This is a genomic window from Micromonospora sp. NPDC005237, from assembly GCF_040607775.1.
GTDB lineage: Bacteria > Actinomycetota > Actinomycetes > Mycobacteriales > Micromonosporaceae > Micromonospora.
Window position 1 is genome coordinate 26,463 of record NZ_JBEXHJ010000003.1, and the last position, 17,629, is coordinate 44,091.

Sequence of the window (17,629 nt, forward strand, 5' to 3'; positions counted from 1 at the left end):
TCTCACCAATTCGGGGGCACCTCTAGACCTGTGACCGGTGAGATTCCACCGACACGCCCAACGGACATCGATGGCGATGGCCGGCCTGAGTCCTGAGTGGATAGTCAGGATGCGGCACCGATGCAGGTCGCACCCGTGCACGTTGAGGTCGCAGCCGCCGGCGAGCCCACGGGACGGCGGGTCCGTGGGCTGCTCGGCCAGCGGGCCCGCCCGCCGGGTCGCACCCGGGCGATCCCAGAGGGCGGGCGGCGCGGGCGCGCCAGGACGCACCGGTACCTGCGAATCCGGGCGATGTCGGGCACCCTGTGCCAGGCTCTGTGGCATGGACGACAAGACCATCCTGAACCGGATCTCCGAGCTGGTCGACGAGGAACACCGGCTGCGCGCGGACGCCCAGGCCCACGAGTCGGGCACCGAGGGCGAGGCCAGCGAGCGGCTGCGCGCCCTGGAGGAGTCCCTCGACCAGTGCTGGGACCTGCTACGCCGCCGTCGGGCCGCCCGAACCACCCACGGCGACCCGGACTCCCAGGGCGAACGCCCCAAGCCCGAGGTCGAGCGCTACCTGCAGTGACGGGTACGGGCGGGTCGGGCGGCCGCTCGGGCCGCCCGACCCGCTCCGGTCAGCGGATGCCCGCCTCCCGCAGCAGCTCCCCCGTCAGAGCACCGGGGTCGACCTGCTCGGCGCCCAGCCCCCGGGCCACGAACCAGGCGCTGACCACCCGCACGTCGCGGGCCAGGAACTCGGGCCCCTGCGGGTTCGCCACCACGTCGACCACCTGCGGCAGATCGATCACGACCAGCCGCCCGGAGTGCACGAGCAGGTTGTACGGCGACAGGTCGCCGTGGGCGTAGCCGGCCCGGGCCAGCACGCGCAGCGCCTCGACCAGCTGACCCCACAGGTCGCGCAGCTCGGCCGGGCCGGGCCGTAGCTGGGCCAGTCGGGGCGCGGCAAGCCCCGACTCGGCGTCGCCGACGAACTCCAACATCAGTTCGGTGCCCCGCAACTGCACGGGGTACGGCACGGCGATCCGGTCGTGCCCGGCGCCGATCTCCCAGAGCCGGGCCAGCGCGGCGAACTCGGCCGCCGCCCACTGCCCGGCGATCATCTGCCGGCCGAAGGCCGTCCGGCCGGCCATCGCCCGGTTCTCCCGGGACCGCCGCACCCGGCGCCCCTCCAGGTAGCCGGCGTCGCGGTGGAACAGCCGGTGCTCGGCGTCCCGGTATCGCTTGACCGCCAGCAGGCAGGAGCGGTCCGTGTCCGGTACCGCCCGGCGGACCAGGTGGACGTCCGCCTCCTTACCGGTCTTCAACACACCCAGTTCGGTGTCCTTGGCGGCCAGCTCGGTGACCAGCCACTGCGGGTGCGGCGCAGGGCCGTGCACGGCGTCGTCCCACGACGACCAGCGTTCGCCGGTGGCCGGGTCAGGATCGCCGTCGGGGTCGGCGAGCGGCTCGGTGGGCCGCCCGCGCTTCAGAAACTGCGGTTCGTCGTCGTCGAAGCGGCTCTTGCCGCGGCTGCGGCGCTCCAGCGCCGGCAGGTCATGATCGCGCACTGTGGTGAGGTTCCCTTGGTCGAGGCTGAGTTAGGCAGCTGGAAGCGACCTGCGAAGACGGCCATGACCGACCCCCTCTCCTCGACCGGGCGGACGCCCGGGTGCACGATGCGCCGCCCATGCTGCCGTCGCCCCGACGGCCGGTCAATCGAATTACCGCTGCCGCCGCCCGGCCGGTGCGCGCCGCGTCCGGCGGCGGCGAACCGCGTCAGCTCGCGAGCACCGTGGCGACCGCGGCGATCAGCCCGTCCACCGTGCGGCTCGGCGCGAACCGGACGTCCGACCAGGTCCGTCCCCGGTGCAGCCAGACGCTGGGCAACCCGACGGCGGCAGCGCCGCCGATGTCCGCCTCCGGGCTGTCGCCGACCACCCAGGCGCCGCGCAGCGGCATCCGGACCCGCTGCGCGGCGAGCGCGAAGATCCGCGGGTTGGGCTTGCTGACCCCGGCCTCCTCGGAGATCACCCAGTCGGCGACGTACCGGTCCAGGCCGGTACGGCGGATCTTGGCGTCCTCGACGCGTACGGTGCCGTTGCAGACCACCACCGGCACCCAGCCCGCGTCGTCGGCGATCCGCAGCGCGCAGGCGGTCAGCGGATCGAGGCGGGTCTGCGCCACCACCCCGTCGTGCAGCTCCTCCACCAGGTCGATCGAGGGGATCCGCAGCTCGTAGCGGTCCCGGATCGCGTCGGCCAGGTCCCAGCGGTCGGTCAACCCGTCCGCGTCGATCGAGAGCAGCCAGTCGATGTCGGTGGGGGGCGCGCCGATACCGTCCAGGAAGCGCTCACCCCAGCGGCGGAACGGCCCGGCCCGATCCAGCAGGGTGTTGTCCAGGTCCAGCAGGAGCAGTGGCACTCGGGCACCCTACGGGACCGACGTGTCCGCCAACAGATCCCGCGGGTGTCGACCTGACGGTGGGCTCAACCGGTCAGCGACACCCGTGGGCCGCCCTGGCTCGGCAGCAGATCGGCGAGCATCGAATGGGCCGACCGGGTGGCCGTGAGCGCGGCCGGATCGAGGGTCGCCACCAGCACCGCCGTGCCCTCGTCAGCGCCCCGGGCGAGCGTACGTCCCTGCGGGTCGTAGATCGCCGCGCCGCCGTTGAACCGCCACGGGTCGCCGCCGCCGACCGCGTTGGCGAAGACCACGAACATCGTGTTGTCCAGGGCCCGCGCGGCGTAGTACAGGTCCCGGCGGTGCTCGGAGCCGGCCAGGTAGCCGCTGGGGCACAGGTAGGCGTGCGCGCCGTCGAGCGCGGCGGCCCGGCCGTGCTCGGGGAAGCAGCCGTCGTAGCAGATGCCCAACCCGAGCCGCCAGTCGTCGACCAGCAGCGTGGCGCCCCGACCGCCGGGGCTGAACAGCTCGCGCTCGTCGCCCCACAGCTGCTGCTTGTCGTACCCGACCCGGATCGCGCCGGCGCGGTCGACCACAAGGGCGGCGATGGTGCGCCGACCGTCCGGGTGCCGCGCCGCCGCCCCGACCACCACGGTGATCCCGGCCGTCCGCGCCGCGGCGCGCAACGGGTCGAGCCGACCGTCGGCGACCACCCCGGCCGGGTCGGCCACGACGTCGGTGCCGACCGGGTCGGCGGCGAGGGTCGGCGGGTGGTACGCGCACAGGTACAGCTCGGGGAGGACGACCACCCGGGCGCCCTGTCCGGCGGCCTGACGGACCAACTCGGCGGCGGCCGTCGCGTTGCCGGCGACATCACCGGGTACGGGGGTGGCCTGGACGGTGGCGACGGTCAGCGCCGCGGTGGGCGTGGGGTGAGGCGGGGTCACCGGAGGATGGTAAACGGCACCGCACCAAGCCGTACGTACGGTTTGCATAGGCCGGGGTGACCTGCGACGATCGACGTGTGCCCAGAGTAAGCCAGGACCAGCTCGACGCGCGCCGGCAGGAGATCCTCGCCGCCGCGCGGGCGTGTTTCGCGCGGCTCGGCTACGAGGGGGCGACCGTCCGCCGCCTCGAGGAGGCCACCGGGCTGTCCCGGGGCGCCATCTTCCACCACTTCCGGGACAAGGACTCGCTCTTCCTCGCCGTCGCGGAGGACGACGCCGCCGCCATGGTCGAGACGGTGGCCCGCAACGGTCTGGTGCAGGTGATGCGCGATCTGCTGGCCCGCGCGGTCTCCCCCGACACCACCGGCTGGCTGGGCAGTCAACTGGAGGTCTCCCGCCGGCTGCGCACCGACCCGGCGTTCGCCAAGCGCTGGGCCGAACGGTCCGCCGCGATCGCCGAGGCGACCCGCGACCGGCTGGCCCGCCAACGCGACGCCGGGGTGCTGCGCGAGGACGTACCGATCGACGTGCTGGCCCAGTTCCTGGAGCTGGCCTACGACGGCCTGGTGCTGCACCTGGCGATGGGCCGACCGGCCGGCGACCTGGGCCCGGTGCTCGACCTGGTCGAGGAGGCGGTCCGCCGCCGCTGAGCGCCGGCCGCACCGTCGCCTGGTCGAGGAGGCCGTCCGCCGCCGCTGAATCCCGGCCGCGCACCGGGACGGGGACCGTGGCGGTCGTGCTCCACAATGGGGCCGCCGATCCCTCCGGCGACAGGAGCAGTCGATGATCGTCCACGCCGCGTCGGGCGACACCTGGGGCATCCCCGGCCCGACCTTCCTCCGGCTCTACCTCGTGGCGACCGCCGTCGCGGTCGCCCTCGCGGTGCTGCACCGGGTCCGCCTCGCCACCGGCGCGGAACCCCTCGTCGCCGAGCCGCTCGGTCCCCAGGAGGTCGCCTACCTCAACGGTGGGCCGGCCCTCGCGGTGCACGCCGCGCTGGGCGGCCTCCGGGGCAGCGGCGCGATCGACGTCGGTCCGGATCGCCGCCTCTTCACCACCGGCCCGACCCCGACCGGGCTCACCCCGCTGGAACAGGCGATCCACTGGGCCGCCCACCAGGGCGCCCGGGCCCGGGACCTCGCCCAGGACCAGCGCGTGGCCGCCGCGCTCGACCAGCTCGGCGTCAGCCTCGAAGGGCGGGGACTGCGCGTGAGCCAGGCGCAGCAGGCCTCCGCACGACAGTGGAGGCTCCTCCTCGCCGCCCTGCTGGTGTTCGGCGTCGTACGGCTGTTCGCCGGCCTGGCCAACGGGCGGCCCGTGGGCTTTCTGCTGCTCACCCTGGTCGGGGTGCTGGTGGCGGTGCTGCTGCTCTGGCGGGTGCCGCAGACCAGCCGGGCCGGTCGCGCCGCGCTGCGCGACCTGCGTAAGCGGCACACCCACCTGGCCCCCGCCTCGTCCCCCGCGTACGCCACCTACGGCGCGGCGGGCGCGGCGATGGGTGTGGCGCTGTACGGCACCGCGTCCCTCTGGGCGATCGACCCGGGCTTCGCCGAGCAGGCCGAGATCCAGCGGCAGGCCATCGCCAGCAGCGGCTGGTCCTCGGGCACCAGCACCGGGTCATCGGGCACCGCCGGCAGCTCGTGTGGCGGCGGCAGCTCCTGCGGTGGCGGCGGTGGCGGCGGATGCGGCGGCGGTGGGTGCGGCGGATGACCGCCCCGTACGGCGTCGGCATCGGCTGGCGTCCCGAGATCGCCGGTTTCGTGGCCGAGCTGCCCGGGCTGCGCTTCGTCGAGGTGGTGGCCGAGTCGGTGCCGGCGACCGGGCCGCTGCCGCCGGGGCTGGCGCAGCTGCCCGAGCGCGGCGTGACCGTCGTACCGCACGGGGTGCGGCTCTCCCTCGGCGGCGCCGAGCCGGTCGATCCGACCCGCGTCGCCCACCTGGCCGCCGTCGCGCAGCGGATGGACGCCCCGCTCGTCAGCGAGCACATCGCGTTCGTGCGGGCCGGCGGGCTGGAGGCCGGGCACCTGCTGCCGCTGCCGCGCAGCCGGGAGGCGGTCGACGCGGTCTGCGCCAACGTGGCCCGCGCGCAGGCCGAGCTGCCCGTGCCGATCGCGCTGGAGCCGATCGCCGCCCTGTTCGACTGGCCCGACGACGAGCTGGACGAGGCGGACTTCCTCACCGAGATCCTCGACCGCACCGGCGCGCTGCTGCTGCTGGACATCGCCAACGTGCACGCCAACGCCCGCAACCGGGGTACCGACCCGCTCGCGCTGCTCGACCGGCTGCCGTTGGACCGGATCGGTTACGTGCACGTGGCCGGCGGTTCCGAGCACGGCGGGTTCTACCACGACACGCACACCGATCCGGTGCCGCCGGAGGTGCTGGAGCTGGTCCGCGCGCTCTGCGCCCGGCAGCGGCCACCGGCGCTCCTGCTGGAACGCGACGGCGGCTATCCACCGGCCGCCGAGCTGCGCGCCGAACTGGACGCCCTGGCCACCGCCGCCGGCTTCCCGGCCGTGACGTGACGGGCACCGACCCCCGCGCCGGGCTCGCCGCGCGGCAGGCGGAGCTGGTGGCGACGCTGGTCGCCGGAGGTCCGCCGCCGGCGGGGTTCGCGGCCGGGCCGCTGGCCGCCACCCGGGCGGCGCTGCGCCGCAAACGGGCCGGTGAGGTGGCCCGGCACTGGCCGCTGCTCGCCGCCGGCCTCGGCACGGCGTGGCCGGCGACCTTCGCCGACTGGGCCGCCGAGCGCCCCACCGCCGGTTCGCTGCGCGACGGTTGGGACCTGGCCCGGGCGCTGCGGGAACGCGACGCGCTGCCGCCGGCCGGCGCCGAGGAGCTGGCCGTCCGCGAGGCGGGCCTGCGCTACGACGGGCGTCGGGCGCCGCGTCCGCGCCGGCTGCCGGCCGTGGCCCGCGCCGGCGGGGCCGTCGCGGTGCAGATCGCCGGTCGGGTACGCCTGGTGCGCCCCGCCGCGCGTCCGCCCGCCCACGTTGGCGGGCCCGAGCCTGATGCGGCAGGATCGGCGACATGGATCTCGGACTGACCGACCGGGTGTACGTGCTCACCGGCGCCTCCCGCGGCCTGGGCTACGCGACGGCGCAGTGCCTGGTCGCCGACGGCGCGCGGGTGGTGCTCTCGGCCCGCGACGCCGACGCCGTCGACGCCGCCGCCGAAGCGCTGGGTGGCCCGGACCGGGCCGTCGGCGTCACCGCCGACCTGGCCGACCCGCAGACCCCGGAGCGGCTCGTCGCGGCGGCCCGGAAACACTTCGGCCGGATCGACGGCGCGCTCATCTCGGTCGGTGGCCCACCCGCCGGTAATGCGGCGTCGATCACCGACGAGCAGTGGCGGCACTCCTTCGAGACCGTCTTTCTGGGCACCGTCCGCGCGGCGCGCACCGTCGCCGCCGCGCTGCCCGACGGGGGCGCGATCGGGCTGGTGCTCTCCACCTCGGCCCGCGGCCCGGTGCCCGGCCTGGGCATCTCCAACGGCCTGCGGCCCGGCCTGGTCGGCGTCGCCAAGGACATCGCCGACGCCTACGGCCCGCGTGGCGTACGGGTGGTGGGCCTGCTGCCCGGCCGAATCCTGACCGACCGCAACCGGGAGCTGTTCGCCGCCACCGGCGACCCGGAGCGCGCCCGCGCCGAGGCGGAGGCGAGCATCCCGTTGCGACGCCTCGGCGACCCGGCCGAGTTCGGCCGGGTGGCCGCGTTCGTGCTCTCCCCCGCCGCCAGTTACCTGACCGGCCTCACCGTGCCGGTCGACGGCGGCGCGCTGCGCGGCCTGTGACACCCGGCGCTCCGACACCCGGCGGCCGGGCCGTCGCTTCGACACCCGGCGGGCGGGGCGGCGCTCCCGCACCCGGCGGGCGAAGCGGCGCTCCCGCACCCGGCGGCCGAGCCGGCGCTTCGACGCCCGGCGGGGGCGGCCGAGGCGGGGATGTGCCGCCCGCGCTGGGAGGTCGTGCGGGTGCCGCGCATCCACGGCCGAGCAAGGCGGACCTGGCCGCCGCCACCGACCGGACCATCCCCGACGTGCTCGCGCCCGAGCTGTCGGTGCTCTTCGTCGGGATCAACCCGGGCCTCTGGTCGGCCGCCACCGGCTGGCACTTCGCCCGGCCTGGCAACCGGTTCTGGCCGGCGCTGCACCTGGGCGGGTTCACTCCCCGGCTGCTGCACCCGAGCGAGCAGGGCGAGTTGCCGGCCCTCGGGCTCGGCATCAGCAACATGGCGGCTCGGGCCAGCGCCCGCGCCGACGAGCTGAGCGCCGAGGAGCTGCTGGACGGCGCCGGGATCCTGACCGACAAGGTGACCCGCTACCGGCCGCGCTGGGTGGCCGTGGTCGGGGTGACCGCGTACCGGATCGGCTTTCAGCGGCCGAAGGCCGCCTTCGGGCCGCAGCCGGAGTCGCTGGCCGGGGCGCGGCTGTGGGTGCTGCCGAACCCGAGTGGCCTGAACGCGCACTTCACGCCGGTCACGCTGGGGGCCGCGTTCGCCGAGCTACGCGAAGCGACCGGCCTGCCGGACCGTCGCCCGGACTGACGCACCCGGCCATTGATCGACTCGACTTCATGGAAGTCGGGCTGTCGACGCGACCGGGACACCCCCGATTCCAGGAACCCGAGTCGATCAACGCTCGGGGGCGTGGGTGTGTTCGTAGCCGAGTAACCCACTCCTGGGCTGCCGCTTCCACTGGCCCCCGCACCATGATCGACAGGTTCGTTCCATCGTGGACTGGGAACGAACGCCACATGGCCGACGACTGCAAGCCTGGGCTGGAGGAGCTGCTCGCCTCGCGGCTGTGGCCCGCGGTCCTCGTCCCGCTCGGTGCGCTCGCCGCGCTGGTCGCCGCTGGCGTCTGGCTGGCGCCCACCTTCCCGTTCGTACCGGTCGCTCTTCTGCTCACCACGGTGGTGGTGGCCTGGCGACAGCGGGGCGACGCCCTGTTGGCCGACGAGACCGGACTGTGGATTCGGCGCCGTGGCCGGGTCACTCGCCGCTACCGATGGGAGGAGATCCGCGAAGCTGGCCTGACCCGGCCGGGCTTCGGTCAGGTCGCCCTGACTGTCTACCCCAACGGCGGGCCGTGGGACGTGCCCGGCCCCAACAGCGCGGTCCTCGTGAGTCGCATCTGGATGCTGCGCAAGCCCGACCGGCAGATCACCGACCGGGTCAACGCGTTGCTGCGCTCGCGGGGCGTGCGCACGATCGACTCGCCGCACCCCCCGATCGGCACCTGACGGGTCAGTTGGCGGCGGCGGGTGGCATCGCCTCGTCGGCGACGTACGTGCCCAGGGGCATGACCACCGGCTCGGAGCCGGTCGCGTCCGCGAAGGGCCGGGGCGAGTCGGCGACCGCGAACTGGGTGCGGTACAGCTCGGCGTAGAGCCCGCCGACCGCGACCAGCTCGTCGTGGCGGCCCCGCTCGACGATCCGCCCGCCGTCGAGCACGAGGATCTGGTCGGCGTCGCGGACGGTGGAGAGCCGGTGCGCGATCACCAGGGCGGTACGCCCGGCCAGCGCCACCGACAGCGCCCGCTGCACGGCCGCCTCGCTCTCCGAGTCCAGGTGTGCGGTCGCCTCGTCGAGGATCACGATCGACGGGGCCTTGAGCAGCAGGCGGGCGATGGCGATGCGCTGCTTCTCGCCGCCGGAGAAGCGGTAGCCGCGCTCGCCCACCGTGGTGTCCAGCCCGTCGGGCAGCGACCGGACGAGGTCGGCGACCTGGGCGCCGGCGAGCGCCGCCCAGATCTCGTCGTCGGTGGCGTCCGGCTTGGCGTAGCGCAGGTTCTCGGCGATCGTCTCGTGGAACAGGTGCGAATCCTGGGTGACGACGCCGATCTCGTCGCGCAGGGAGGCGAGCGTGGCGTCGCGCACGTCCGTCCCGCCGACCAGCACCTGGCCGTCGGTGACGTCGTAGATGCGGGAGATGAGCATGGACAGCGTCGACTTGCCGGCGCCGGACGGGCCGACGAGGGCGACCATCTGCCCCGGCTCGACGCTGAACGAGACGCCCTTGAGCACCGGCTCGTTGACGGTCCGGTCGAGGGTGGCGACCTCCTCCAGCGACGCGAGGGAGATCTCGGCGGCGCTCGGGTAGCGGAAGCGGACGTCGCGGAAGTCGACGCGACCGTTGCCGCGGGGCACCGGCACCGCGTCGGGCTTCTCGACGATGCCGGGTTCGAGGTCGAGCACCTCGAAGACGCGGTCGAAGGAGACCAGCGCGCTCATCACGTCCACCCGGACGTTGGAGAGCGCGGTGAGCGGCCCGTACAGCCGCGTGAGCAGCAGCGCGAGGGTCACCACGGTGCCCGCGCTGACGCCGCCGGTGACGGCGAGCCACCCGCCGAGGCCGTAGGTGAGCGCCTGCGCCAGCGAGGCGACCAGCAGCATCGCCACGAAGAACGTCCGGGAGTACATGGCGGACTGGATGCCGATGTCACGCACCCGCTCGGCCCGGTCGGCGAACCGGCGGGCCTCGATCTCGGGCTGGCCGAACAGCTTCACCAGCAGCGCGCCGGCCACCCCGAACCGCTCGGTCATGGTCGCGCTCATCTTGGCGTCGAGGTTGTACGCCTCGCGCGTGATGTCGGCCAGCCGCCGCCCGACCCGTCGCGCCGGGATGATGAAGATCGGCAGCAGCACCAGCGAGAGCGCGGTGATCTGCCAGGAGAGGGTGAACATCACCGCGGCGGTGAGGACCAGTTGGATGACGTTGCTGACCACACCGGACAGGGTGGAGGTGAACGCCCGCTGGGCGCCCAGAACGTCGTTGTTGAGCCGGCTGACCAGGGCGCCGGTCTGGGTGCGGGTGAAGAACTGCAGCGGCATCCGCTGCACGTGGTCGTAGACCCGGGTACGCAGGTCGAGGATGATGCCCTCGCCGATGCGGGCCGAATACCACCGCTGGGCCAGCGACAGCAGCGCGTCGGCGACCGCCAGCCCGGCGATGAACAGGGCCAGCTGGACCACGAGCCGGCCGGCCTCGCTGCCGCCCCGGTTGATCGCGTTGATGACGTCACCGGCGAGCACCGGCGTGGCCACGCCGATGATGGCGGCCAGCACCACGGTGGCCAGGAAGACGATGATGTCGCGCCGGTAGGGCTGGGCGAAGGCCACGATGCGGCGGGCCACGCCGTGCTTGAGCCGGTGGGTGGAGACCTCGTCGCGGTTACGCATCGACCGGAGCATGCTCCACCCGGCCATGCCACCGCCGGACATCGGGTTGGACACCGCTCACCTCCGGGTCGTCGGGTGGACCACACACGTCAGGTCAATTCTCCCGACGACTCTGACAACCTCGGTCGTAACCCGGATCTTCCCGTACGGTCCTTACTATTCTCCTCGGCCGGTCAGATCCCGCAGGCGGCGGGTCTGCGCCTCCCGCTCGGCGCGTTGCTGGTCGGCGTGCGACCGCCCCGCAGCGCCGGCGAGCAGGGCCTTGATCTCCACCACCGCGTCGCGGGCCCCGGCCAGCAGGCCCGCGGTCAGGTCACGGACCGCGCCGTCCAGCTCGGCCGGTGGTACGACAAGAGTGGCCAAGCCGATCCGGTCCGCCTCGGCGGCGTCCAGCCGGCGGCCGGTCGCGCAGATCTCCAGCGCCCGGGAATAGCCGACCAGCTCGACGAGGCGCTTCGTGCCGGCCAGGTCGGGCACCAGCCCGAGGGTCACCTCGGCCATCGACAACTTCGCGTCGGCGGCCAGGACCCGCAGGTCACAGGCCAGCGCGAGCTGGAAACCGGCGCCGATCGCGTGCCCCTGCACTGCGGCCACGGAGATGACGTCCGGCCGGTGCAGCCAGGTGAAGCCGGCCTGGAACGCCGCGATCTGGTCGGCGCACTCCTGCTCGGGCAGCGTGGCCAACTCGGCGAACGACCCCGGGCCGGAGGCGCCAGCAACCGCGAGGTCGAGGCCGGCGGAGAACGCACGCCCCTCGCCACGCACCACCACCACCCGGACGTCGCCGGGCAGGTCGCGGGAGAAGTCGCTCATCGCGCGCCACATCGCCGGCGTCTGGGCGTTGAGCACGTCGGGCCGGCACAACGTCACCGTGGCAACCGGCCCGTCGCAGGTCAGCCGAACCCCGGTCGCCTCGGCGGTCACCGGGCTGCCCGGGGCGCGGCGCTGGTGAACGACGCGAAGGGGCGGGTCACGCCTTCTTGCGGCGCCGGGCACCGCCGCGCTGACGCAGCTGAACCCCGGACTCGGTGAGCACTCGGTGAATGAACCCGTAGGAACGGCCGGTCGAGGCCGCCAGCGCGCGGATGCTCTCCCCCGAGGTGTACCGCTTTACCAGGTCCTTGGCGAGCGTCTGACGCTCGGCTCCGACGATCCGGCGACCCTTCTCAGTGCTGGTGGCTGTGCCAGTGGCTGCCATGCTGTGTCCTCACGTCCCAGACTGTGCGGTTCGGATACGGTCCCACCTATTAGACCGCCTCGGACGATCATGCGCCAGATATCAACTCTTCGCCAACCGACACGCTATGCAATGTCAGCTTCCCGATAGAGTGATCCTCGCGATCGGTCCCGGCACACCGTCCGGAAGGGCCACCGCCGAGCGGCGACGCCTCGGCCCGTACGCTCCCGGGCGTGATCGACCTGCTGGGTACGGCGGCCGGAGCGGCGGTGGTCTTCGCCGCCACCGACATCGACGACATCGTCATCCTCACGCTGTTCTTCGTGGCGGCCCGCACCACCGGCCGGCCCCGCACCTGGCAGATCGTCGCCGGCCAGTACCTCGGCATCGGCGCGCTCGCGTTGGCCAGCGCGGTGGTCGCCGCCGGGCTGCTGGTCGTGCCGGACCCGTGGACCGGGCTGCTCGGCCTGCTGCCGATCGCGCTGCGCGGCTCGGACGACGACGAGCCGGCCACGGTCGTCACCGGGACACTCGGCGTGGCCGGGGTGACCATCGCCAACGGCGCCGACAACGTGGCCGTCTACGTACCCGTGTTCCGGGCTCTCGGCCCCGGCGACAGCGCGGTCTTCCTGCTGGTCTTCGTGGTGCTCGTCGGCCTGTGGTGCGCCGCCGCGGCCTGGCTGGGTGGGCACCGCCGGGTGGTCCGGCTGGTGGAGCGCGCCGGCCACTGGCTGGTGCCGGCGATCTTCGTCGCCATCGGCGTGGTGATCCTGGTCAGCTCCGGCGTGCTCGGCCGGCTGCTGGACCTGCTCGGCTGAGGCCCGGGCCGGGCCGGTCAGGCCAGCTCGACCAGTTCGAGGAGGTCGTCGCTCCAGGCGTCCTCGTCGCCGTCGGGCAGCAGGATCGCGCGGTCGGGCTTGAGCGCGAGCACCGCGCCCGGGTCGTGCGTGACCAGCACGATGGCGCCCGGGTAGTTGGCAATCGCGTCGAGCACCTGCTCGCGGCTGACCGGGTCGAGGTTGTTCGTCGGCTCGTCGAGCAGCAGCACGTTGGCGCCGGAGCAGACCAGGGTGGACAGCGCCAGCCGGGTCTTCTCGCCGCCGGAGAGCACCCCGGCCGGCTTGTTCACGTCGTCGCCGGAGAACAGGAACGCGCCGAGGATCTTGCGCAGGTCGGTGTCGGACTGCTCGACGGCGGCGGCCCGCATGTTCTCCAGCACCGTCCGCTCCACGTCCAGCGTCTCGTGCTCCTGGGCGTAGTAGCCCAACCGCAGCCCGTGCCCCGCGTGCACCTCGCCGGTGTCCGGGGTGAGCAGCCCGCCGAGCATCCGCAGCAGCGTCGTCTTGCCGGCGCCGTTGAGCCCGAGGATGGCCACCCGGGAACCCCGGTCCACCGCGACGTTGACGTCGGTGAAGATCTCCAGCGAGCCGTACGACTTGGACAGGCCGGTCGCGGTGAGCGGCGTCTTGCCGCACGGGGCGGGGCTGGGGAAGCGCACCTTGGCCACCCGGTCGGCGACGCGCACCTCCTCCAGGCCGGAGATCAGCTTCTCGGCGCGGCGGGCCATGTTCTGCGCGGCGACGGTCTTGGTGGCCTTGGCCCGCATCTTGTCGGCCTGCGCCATCAGCGCGCCGGCCTTCTTCTCCGCGTTGGCCCGCTCCCGGCGGCGGCGGCGCTCGTCGGTCTCGCGGGCCTCCAGGTACGCCTTCCAGCCCAGGTTGTAGACGTCGATCACGCTTCGGGTGGCGTCGAGGAACCAGACCTTGTTGACCACCGACTCCAGCAGCGCGCCGTCGTGGGAGATCACGATGAGGCCGCCCTTGTGGTTGGCGAGAAAGCCGCGCAGCCAGGTGATCGAGTCCGCGTCGAGGTGGTTCGTCGGCTCGTCGAGCAGCAGGATGCCGCCGCCGTTCTCACCGGCGTCGCGGAACAGGATCCGGGCCAGCTCGATGCGGCGGCGCTGACCGCCGGAGAGGGTGCCGATGGTCTGGGCGAGCGCGCGGTCCGGCAGCCCCAGGTTGGCGCAGATCCGGGCGGCCTCGGCCTCGGCCGCGTACCCGCCCAGGGCGGCGAACTGGTCCTCCAGCGCGCCGTAGCGGCGGACCAGCTTGTCGCTGGCGTCCTCGGCCAGTTGGGCCTCGATCTCCTTCATCTGGGCCATCAGCACGTCCAGGCCACGGGCGGAGAGCACCCGGTCGCGGCCGGTGACCTCCAGGTCGCCGGTGCGCGGGTCCTGCGGGAGGTAGCCGATGGCGCTGCGCTGGTCGATCTGCCCGCCGTACGGCTGCCCCTCGCCGGCGAGCACCTTCAGGGTGGTGGTCTTGCCGGCGCCGTTGCGGCCGACCAGGCCGATCCGGTCACCGGGCTGCACGCGCAGCGTGGTGTCGGACAGCAGGATCCGGGAGCCGGCACGCAGCTCCAGGCCGGTGGCAGTGATCATCTCGTGGGACTCGCTCTCGGGGTCTGGAAGGCTGACTCAGGGCACGCGAAAGCGCCGGCGGGCGGTGGGCCCGTCGGCGCGGGGCGGTTCAGCCTTCGCAGCGCGGCACGGGGACAAGTGTACCGGGGCGCGGGTCGAGCGGCCGGGCTGGATTACCAATCAAGATCATCGGGTACCGAACCGCCGTCCGGACCCGGTCCGGCGCTGACGGCGTATCACAGGACATTTCACGCGATCGAGGTCACGATGGAGCTGAACGAGAACGCGCAGGTCGACACCAGTCAGGTAGAGGACATGCGTGGATCCGGCGGAGGCGGCGGGGGCGGAGGCCTCGGGATCCCGATCCCCGGGGGCGGCGGCCGGGGCGGCGGCCTGATCGGCATCATCATCGCCGTCGTGCTGGCGTTGGCCGGTGGCGGGTTCGGGCTCAGCCAGCTCGGCGGCGGAGGCGGCAGCGACCAGCCGGCCGACAACTCCAGCCTGGACGCCGAGTGCTCCGCGAGCGCGACCAAGACCGAGGACTGCCGCAACACCCTCTACATCAATTCCATCCAGGCTTACTGGAAGGACGCCATGCCGAAGGCGTTCGGCGACCAGTACCAACCGGTCACCACCCGGTTCTTCAGCAACAGCGTGAACACCGGCTGCGGTCAGGCCGACTCGGGTGTCGGCCCGTTCTACTGCCCGGCGGACAAGCACGTCTACATCGACCTGACCTTCTACGACACGCTCAAGTCCGAGTTCGGCGTCAACGGCGAGTTCCCCCAGCCGTACGTTCTCGCGCACGAGTACGGCCACCACGTGCAGGACCTGCTCGGCACCGAGGCCAAGGCGCAGGACGGCAAGACCGGGCCCACCTCCGGCTCGGTCCGGCTGGAGTTGCAGGCGGACTGCTTCGCGGGCGCCTGGGCCAACCACGCCACCGAGACCAAGTCGAAGAACAACCAGGCGATCTTCAAGTCGATCAGCCAGCAGGACATCCAGGACGCGGTGAACACCGCCGGCGCGATCGGCGACGACGCCATTCAGCAGAAGTCCGGCCGGGGCAACGACCCGAGCTCGTACACCCACGGCACCGCCGCCCAGCGGCAGAAGTGGTTCGAGCAGGGCTACAACAGCGGCGACCCGAAGACCTGCGACACCTTCGCGGGCAACCTCTGACCGGCGCACCAACGCGCCACCGCGGCCGCCGGGCACCCGCCCGGCGGCCGCCGCCGTCCCCGCCCGACTCAGCCCGGCGGTGGGGCCGCCGGGTCGGGGTCGCGGACCAGGACGCGGACCGCGCGCGCCGCGGCGATCGCCTCCACCAGCACCGCGTGCCGGGGCTCGGGCACGTCGAGCAGTCGCTCCGCGCGCAGCGCGACAAGCGGGGCCAACCGCCGGTCGGCCAGCACGGTGTCCACCGCCCGCCGGTCACCGCCGCAGACCAGCGCCGCCAGCGTCCGGGCCTCCGGCAGCAGGAGCCGTACGGCAAGGTCGGCCGCCTCACCGAGTGCCGCCTTCGCCTGGTTGTCCCGCCGCCGGGCGAAGCGGTGCTGCGACCAGCCACCGGCGGCCGTGCGTCCCTGCACGTACCGGGTGTCCACCTTGGACACCTCCAGCTCCTCCCCCGCCGCGACGCCCACCGCCACCGAACCCTTGCGGGCCAGCAGCAGCCCGAGCCGGCGGGGCGCGGTCGCCGCGGCGACGAATCCGGCCAGGTCGGCGGCGGACGGCGCGCCCGGTGGTGCGTGCAGCTCGGCGGTGGCACCGTCGGGGGCGGCCAGCCGCAGCCCGTACCCCTCGACGGTCGTGGTGGGCGGGCCGTGCCGGTCGGTGAAGCCCTCGACCCAGCGGGCGATCCGGCCGGGGGCCACCTCGACCCACCGGCCGCCGCCGGCTGCGGGTCGGCTGCTCATGATCCGACCGTACGGCACGGCGCCGGCCGGAGGCGGTCGCCCCGCACCTGGTCCCGGTGAGGCGGGCAGATCCAGTGCGGCCGGGAAAACGACGGAGGTCGGGCCGCTATCGACCCAGCAGGACGACGACCGCAAGGCCAGCAATGATCATGCCGGACGCCAGCGCCGTCGCGCGCCGCCCACGCGGGCCGGCCAACAGCCGCCCGACCAGGGTGCCGCCGCCCGCGATCAGCAGCTGCCAGCTCGCCGAGGCGACGAACGCGCCGAGCACGAAGAGCGCCGCGGCCACCGGCCCGGCCTCGGCGGTGTCGCCGCGGCCGAACACCAGCGCCGCGAAGTAGACCACGGTGGCCGGGTTGAGCAGGGTCAGCGCCAGCACGCCCGCGTACGCCCGGACCGGCGTGTCCATCCCCCGCCCGACGCTCGGCGCGGTGGCGGTGGGCCTCGGGCGCAGCGCCCGCCACGCGCCGTGCGCAGCGAGCGCAAGCAGCACCACGGCCGCGACCACCCGCAGCGGCCCGGCGACCGGCGCGATCAGCCCGGCGATCGCCGCGCCGCCGAGCACCGCGATGGTGGCGTAGAACCCGTCGGCGGTGGCCACACCGAGCGCGCCGGCGGCGCCGACCCGGAACGACGTACGCGCACTGAGCCCGAGGACCAGCACCGCGATCGCGCCGACCGGCACGGCGACGCCGTAGCCGGCGACCAGCCCAGCGAGGAACGCGGCGGTCACGACGGTCGGTAGCGGGTCGAGGCACGCCCGGAGCCGGTCCGCTGTCGGCGTGCGGCGGTGGCCGCACGGACAGGAGCCTGCTTCGGGTACGCCTCGATCACCCGCCCATCGTGCGCCGACCGGCCCGATCGGACCAGCGGTTTTTCGTTGGGAGGACCGGTGACGTCTGGTGACCTTCGTCCGGCAGGCGACCGCCCGCGTCGGACGCTTTGCTCTGCTGCCACCAAGGCGACACTCCTGCTAGCTGCAGAAACGTGCGAGCTGTCGAGCTGGCCGCTTGACCCCGACGGAACGAGGGCGCGGCACCCGGGTGGGTGCCGCGCCCTCGAGGATCGGTGCGTCAGACGTTGAAGCCCAGGGAACGGAGCTGGTCCCGACCCTCGTCGGTGATCTTGTCCGGTCCCCACGGCGGGAGCCACACCCAGTTGATCCGGATGTCGTTGACCAGGCCGCCGCCCGGGCCGGTGGTCAGCGCCTGCCGGGCCTGGTCCTCGATCACGTCGGTCAGCGGGCAGGCCGCCGAGGTGAGCGTCATGTCCAGGGTCGCGACGTTCTCGTCGTCGACGTGCACCCCGTACACCAGGCCCAGGTCGACCACGTTGATGCCCAACTCGGGGTCGACGACATCCTTCATCGCCTCCTCGATGTCGGCGATCATGGCCTTGCTGACGCCGCCCGTCGAGGTGGCGGCGTCGCCGGCACCCGGGGCCGCAGCGGCGTCGGTCGCAGCGCCGTCGGTCGCAGCGGCGTTGGTCGTCGCGGCTCCGTCGGTCGTCACGGCGTCGGTCTGCGGCGCCGCGGTGGCGTCACCGGCCTCCGGCGTCGCCGCGGTAGCGGTGTTCTCGCTCATGCCGTCCCTCCGGTTCGC

General features: G+C 73.8%; 20 protein-coding genes. 10 read left to right on the forward strand and 10 right to left on the reverse strand.

From position 1 onward, the window contains the following. Positions 1-322 precede the first annotated feature (322 nt). Complete coding sequence (locus ABZT87_RS08995; RefSeq protein WP_354861771.1) at positions 323-571, forward strand: DUF2630 family protein; 249 nt, start codon at positions 323-325, stop codon at positions 569-571. A gap of 49 nt (positions 572-620) precedes the next feature. On the opposite strand, the gene ABZT87_RS09000 is transcribed toward ABZT87_RS08995, so the two are convergent. The 3 genes from ABZT87_RS09000 to ABZT87_RS09010 form a co-directional block, all read right to left on the reverse strand. After that, positions 621-1,553, reverse strand: coding sequence for an RIO1 family regulatory kinase/ATPase (locus tag ABZT87_RS09000; RefSeq protein WP_354861745.1), 933 nt, complete (start codon positions 1,551-1,553; stop codon positions 621-623). 208 nt (positions 1,554-1,761) lie between these two features. Next, a complete protein-coding gene (locus tag ABZT87_RS09005; protein ID WP_354829501.1) occupies positions 1,762-2,406 on the reverse strand; it encodes an HAD family hydrolase in 645 nt (214 codons plus the stop codon). Between the two features lie 65 nt (positions 2,407-2,471). Beyond that, a complete protein-coding gene (locus ABZT87_RS09010; RefSeq protein ID WP_355067633.1) occupies positions 2,472-3,332 on the reverse strand; it encodes a carbon-nitrogen hydrolase family protein in 861 nt (286 codons plus the stop codon). A gap of 77 nt (positions 3,333-3,409) precedes the next feature. Between ABZT87_RS09010 and ABZT87_RS09015 the strand changes: the two genes are divergently transcribed. The 7 genes from ABZT87_RS09015 to ABZT87_RS09045 all read left to right on the forward strand — a co-directional run bounded on the left by ABZT87_RS09015 (position 3,410) and on the right by ABZT87_RS09045 (position 8,574). Further along, a complete protein-coding gene (locus tag ABZT87_RS09015; protein WP_234591495.1) occupies positions 3,410-3,982 on the forward strand; it encodes a TetR/AcrR family transcriptional regulator in 573 nt (190 codons plus the stop codon). A gap of 133 nt (positions 3,983-4,115) precedes the next feature. Then, positions 4,116-5,042, forward strand: a complete 927-nt coding sequence (locus tag ABZT87_RS09020) for a TIGR04222 domain-containing membrane protein (RefSeq protein WP_355134659.1) — start codon at positions 4,116-4,118, stop codon at positions 5,040-5,042. Continuing rightward, positions 5,039-5,857, forward strand: a complete 819-nt coding sequence (locus ABZT87_RS09025; protein WP_355134661.1) for a DUF692 domain-containing protein — start codon at positions 5,039-5,041, stop codon at positions 5,855-5,857. Before ABZT87_RS09020 ends, ABZT87_RS09025 begins: the two co-directional genes overlap by 4 nt. Then, complete coding sequence (locus ABZT87_RS09030; protein ID WP_355134663.1) at positions 5,854-6,378, forward strand: hypothetical protein; 525 nt, start codon at positions 5,854-5,856, stop codon at positions 6,376-6,378. Before ABZT87_RS09025 ends, ABZT87_RS09030 begins: the two co-directional genes overlap by 4 nt. Then, complete coding sequence (locus ABZT87_RS09035; RefSeq protein WP_355134665.1) at positions 6,363-7,124, forward strand: SDR family oxidoreductase; 762 nt, start codon at positions 6,363-6,365, stop codon at positions 7,122-7,124. The genes ABZT87_RS09030 and ABZT87_RS09035 overlap by 16 nt, the downstream gene beginning before the upstream one ends. Before the next feature lie 152 nt (positions 7,125-7,276). Further along, positions 7,277-7,876, forward strand: coding sequence for a G/U mismatch-specific DNA glycosylase (gene mug, locus ABZT87_RS09040; RefSeq protein ID WP_355134667.1), 600 nt, complete (start codon positions 7,277-7,279; stop codon positions 7,874-7,876). Between the two features lie 209 nt (positions 7,877-8,085). Beyond that, a complete protein-coding gene (locus tag ABZT87_RS09045; RefSeq protein ID WP_355134668.1) occupies positions 8,086-8,574 on the forward strand; it encodes a hypothetical protein in 489 nt (162 codons plus the stop codon). A 4-nt stretch (positions 8,575-8,578) separates the two neighbouring features. Here the strand turns inward: ABZT87_RS09045 and ABZT87_RS09050 are convergent, their stop codons facing one another. The 3 genes from ABZT87_RS09050 to ABZT87_RS09060 all read right to left on the reverse strand — a co-directional run bounded on the left by ABZT87_RS09050 (position 8,579) and on the right by ABZT87_RS09060 (position 11,711). Beyond that, the gene (locus ABZT87_RS09050; protein ID WP_355135372.1) at positions 8,579-10,555 is read right to left on the reverse strand and encodes an ABC transporter ATP-binding protein; all 1,977 of its coding nucleotides are present in this window, start codon (positions 10,553-10,555) and stop codon (positions 8,579-8,581) included. 114 nt (positions 10,556-10,669) lie between these two features. Then, complete coding sequence (locus ABZT87_RS09055; protein WP_354861732.1) at positions 10,670-11,437, reverse strand: enoyl-CoA hydratase/isomerase family protein; 768 nt, start codon at positions 11,435-11,437, stop codon at positions 10,670-10,672. A gap of 46 nt (positions 11,438-11,483) precedes the next feature. After that, entirely contained in the window at positions 11,484-11,711 is a 228-nt protein-coding gene (locus ABZT87_RS09060) for a helix-turn-helix domain-containing protein (RefSeq protein WP_007462679.1), read from the reverse strand. 212 nt (positions 11,712-11,923) lie between these two features. On the opposite strand from ABZT87_RS09060, the gene ABZT87_RS09065 reads away from it, so the two are divergent. After that, positions 11,924-12,508, forward strand: a complete 585-nt coding sequence (locus ABZT87_RS09065; RefSeq protein ID WP_355134670.1) for a cadmium resistance transporter — start codon at positions 11,924-11,926, stop codon at positions 12,506-12,508. 17 nt (positions 12,509-12,525) lie between these two features. Here ABZT87_RS09065 and ABZT87_RS09070 read toward each other — a convergent pair whose 3' ends face one another. Continuing rightward, positions 12,526-14,130: an ABC-F family ATP-binding cassette domain-containing protein gene (locus ABZT87_RS09070; protein WP_354861729.1), complete on the reverse strand. Its 1,605-nt coding sequence runs from the start codon at positions 14,128-14,130 to the stop codon at positions 12,526-12,528. A 246-nt stretch (positions 14,131-14,376) separates the two neighbouring features. Here ABZT87_RS09070 and ABZT87_RS09075 point away from each other — a divergent pair, with 246 nt between their 5' ends. Next, positions 14,377-15,291 (forward strand): neutral zinc metallopeptidase, encoded by a 915-nt coding sequence (locus ABZT87_RS09075; RefSeq protein ID WP_355134672.1) that lies wholly within the window; start codon positions 14,377-14,379, stop codon positions 15,289-15,291. Between the two features lie 68 nt (positions 15,292-15,359). Here ABZT87_RS09075 and ABZT87_RS09080 read toward each other — a convergent pair whose 3' ends face one another. From ABZT87_RS09080 to ABZT87_RS09090, 3 genes are all read right to left on the reverse strand, one after another. Then, a complete protein-coding gene (locus tag ABZT87_RS09080; RefSeq protein ID WP_355134674.1) occupies positions 15,360-16,028 on the reverse strand; it encodes an acVLRF1 family peptidyl-tRNA hydrolase in 669 nt (222 codons plus the stop codon). 106 nt (positions 16,029-16,134) lie between these two features. Then, on the reverse strand, positions 16,135-16,761 hold the full coding sequence (locus tag ABZT87_RS09085) for a LysE family transporter (protein WP_355134676.1): 627 nt from the start codon (positions 16,759-16,761) through the stop codon (positions 16,135-16,137). A gap of 340 nt (positions 16,762-17,101) precedes the next feature. Continuing rightward, positions 17,102-17,611, reverse strand: coding sequence for a metal-sulfur cluster assembly factor (locus ABZT87_RS09090; protein ID WP_355134678.1), 510 nt, complete (start codon positions 17,609-17,611; stop codon positions 17,102-17,104). Positions 17,612-17,629 lie beyond the last annotated feature (18 nt).

What these genes read in the sequence shown, in the direction of transcription:
- ABZT87_RS09020 (WP_355134659.1), top strand. Translation starts at nt 4,116, where the DNA reads ATGATCGTCCACGCCGCGTCGGGCGACACCTGGGGCATCCCCGGCCCG.
- ABZT87_RS09070 (WP_354861729.1), bottom strand. Translation starts at nt 14,130, where the DNA reads ATGATCACTGCCACCGGCCTGGAGCTGCGTGCCGGCTCCCGGATCCTG.
- ABZT87_RS09045 (WP_355134668.1), top strand. Translation starts at nt 8,086, where the DNA reads ATGGCCGACGACTGCAAGCCTGGGCTGGAGGAGCTGCTCGCCTCGCGG.
- ABZT87_RS08995 (WP_354861771.1), top strand. Translation starts at nt 323, where the DNA reads ATGGACGACAAGACCATCCTGAACCGGATCTCCGAGCTGGTCGACGAG.
- ABZT87_RS09075 (WP_355134672.1), top strand. Translation starts at nt 14,377, where the DNA reads ATGGAGCTGAACGAGAACGCGCAGGTCGACACCAGTCAGGTAGAGGAC.
- ABZT87_RS09090 (WP_355134678.1), bottom strand. Translation starts at nt 17,611, where the DNA reads ATGAGCGAGAACACCGCTACCGCGGCGACGCCGGAGGCCGGTGACGCC.
- ABZT87_RS09035 (WP_355134665.1), top strand. Translation starts at nt 6,363, where the DNA reads ATGGATCTCGGACTGACCGACCGGGTGTACGTGCTCACCGGCGCCTCC.
- ABZT87_RS09060 (WP_007462679.1), bottom strand. Translation starts at nt 11,711, where the DNA reads ATGGCAGCCACTGGCACAGCCACCAGCACTGAGAAGGGTCGCCGGATC.
- ABZT87_RS09050 (WP_355135372.1), bottom strand. Translation starts at nt 10,555, where the DNA reads ATGTCCGGCGGTGGCATGGCCGGGTGGAGCATGCTCCGGTCGATGCGT.
- ABZT87_RS09025 (WP_355134661.1), top strand. Translation starts at nt 5,039, where the DNA reads ATGACCGCCCCGTACGGCGTCGGCATCGGCTGGCGTCCCGAGATCGCC.
- ABZT87_RS09080 (WP_355134674.1), bottom strand. Translation starts at nt 16,028, where the DNA reads ATGAGCAGCCGACCCGCAGCCGGCGGCGGCCGGTGGGTCGAGGTGGCC.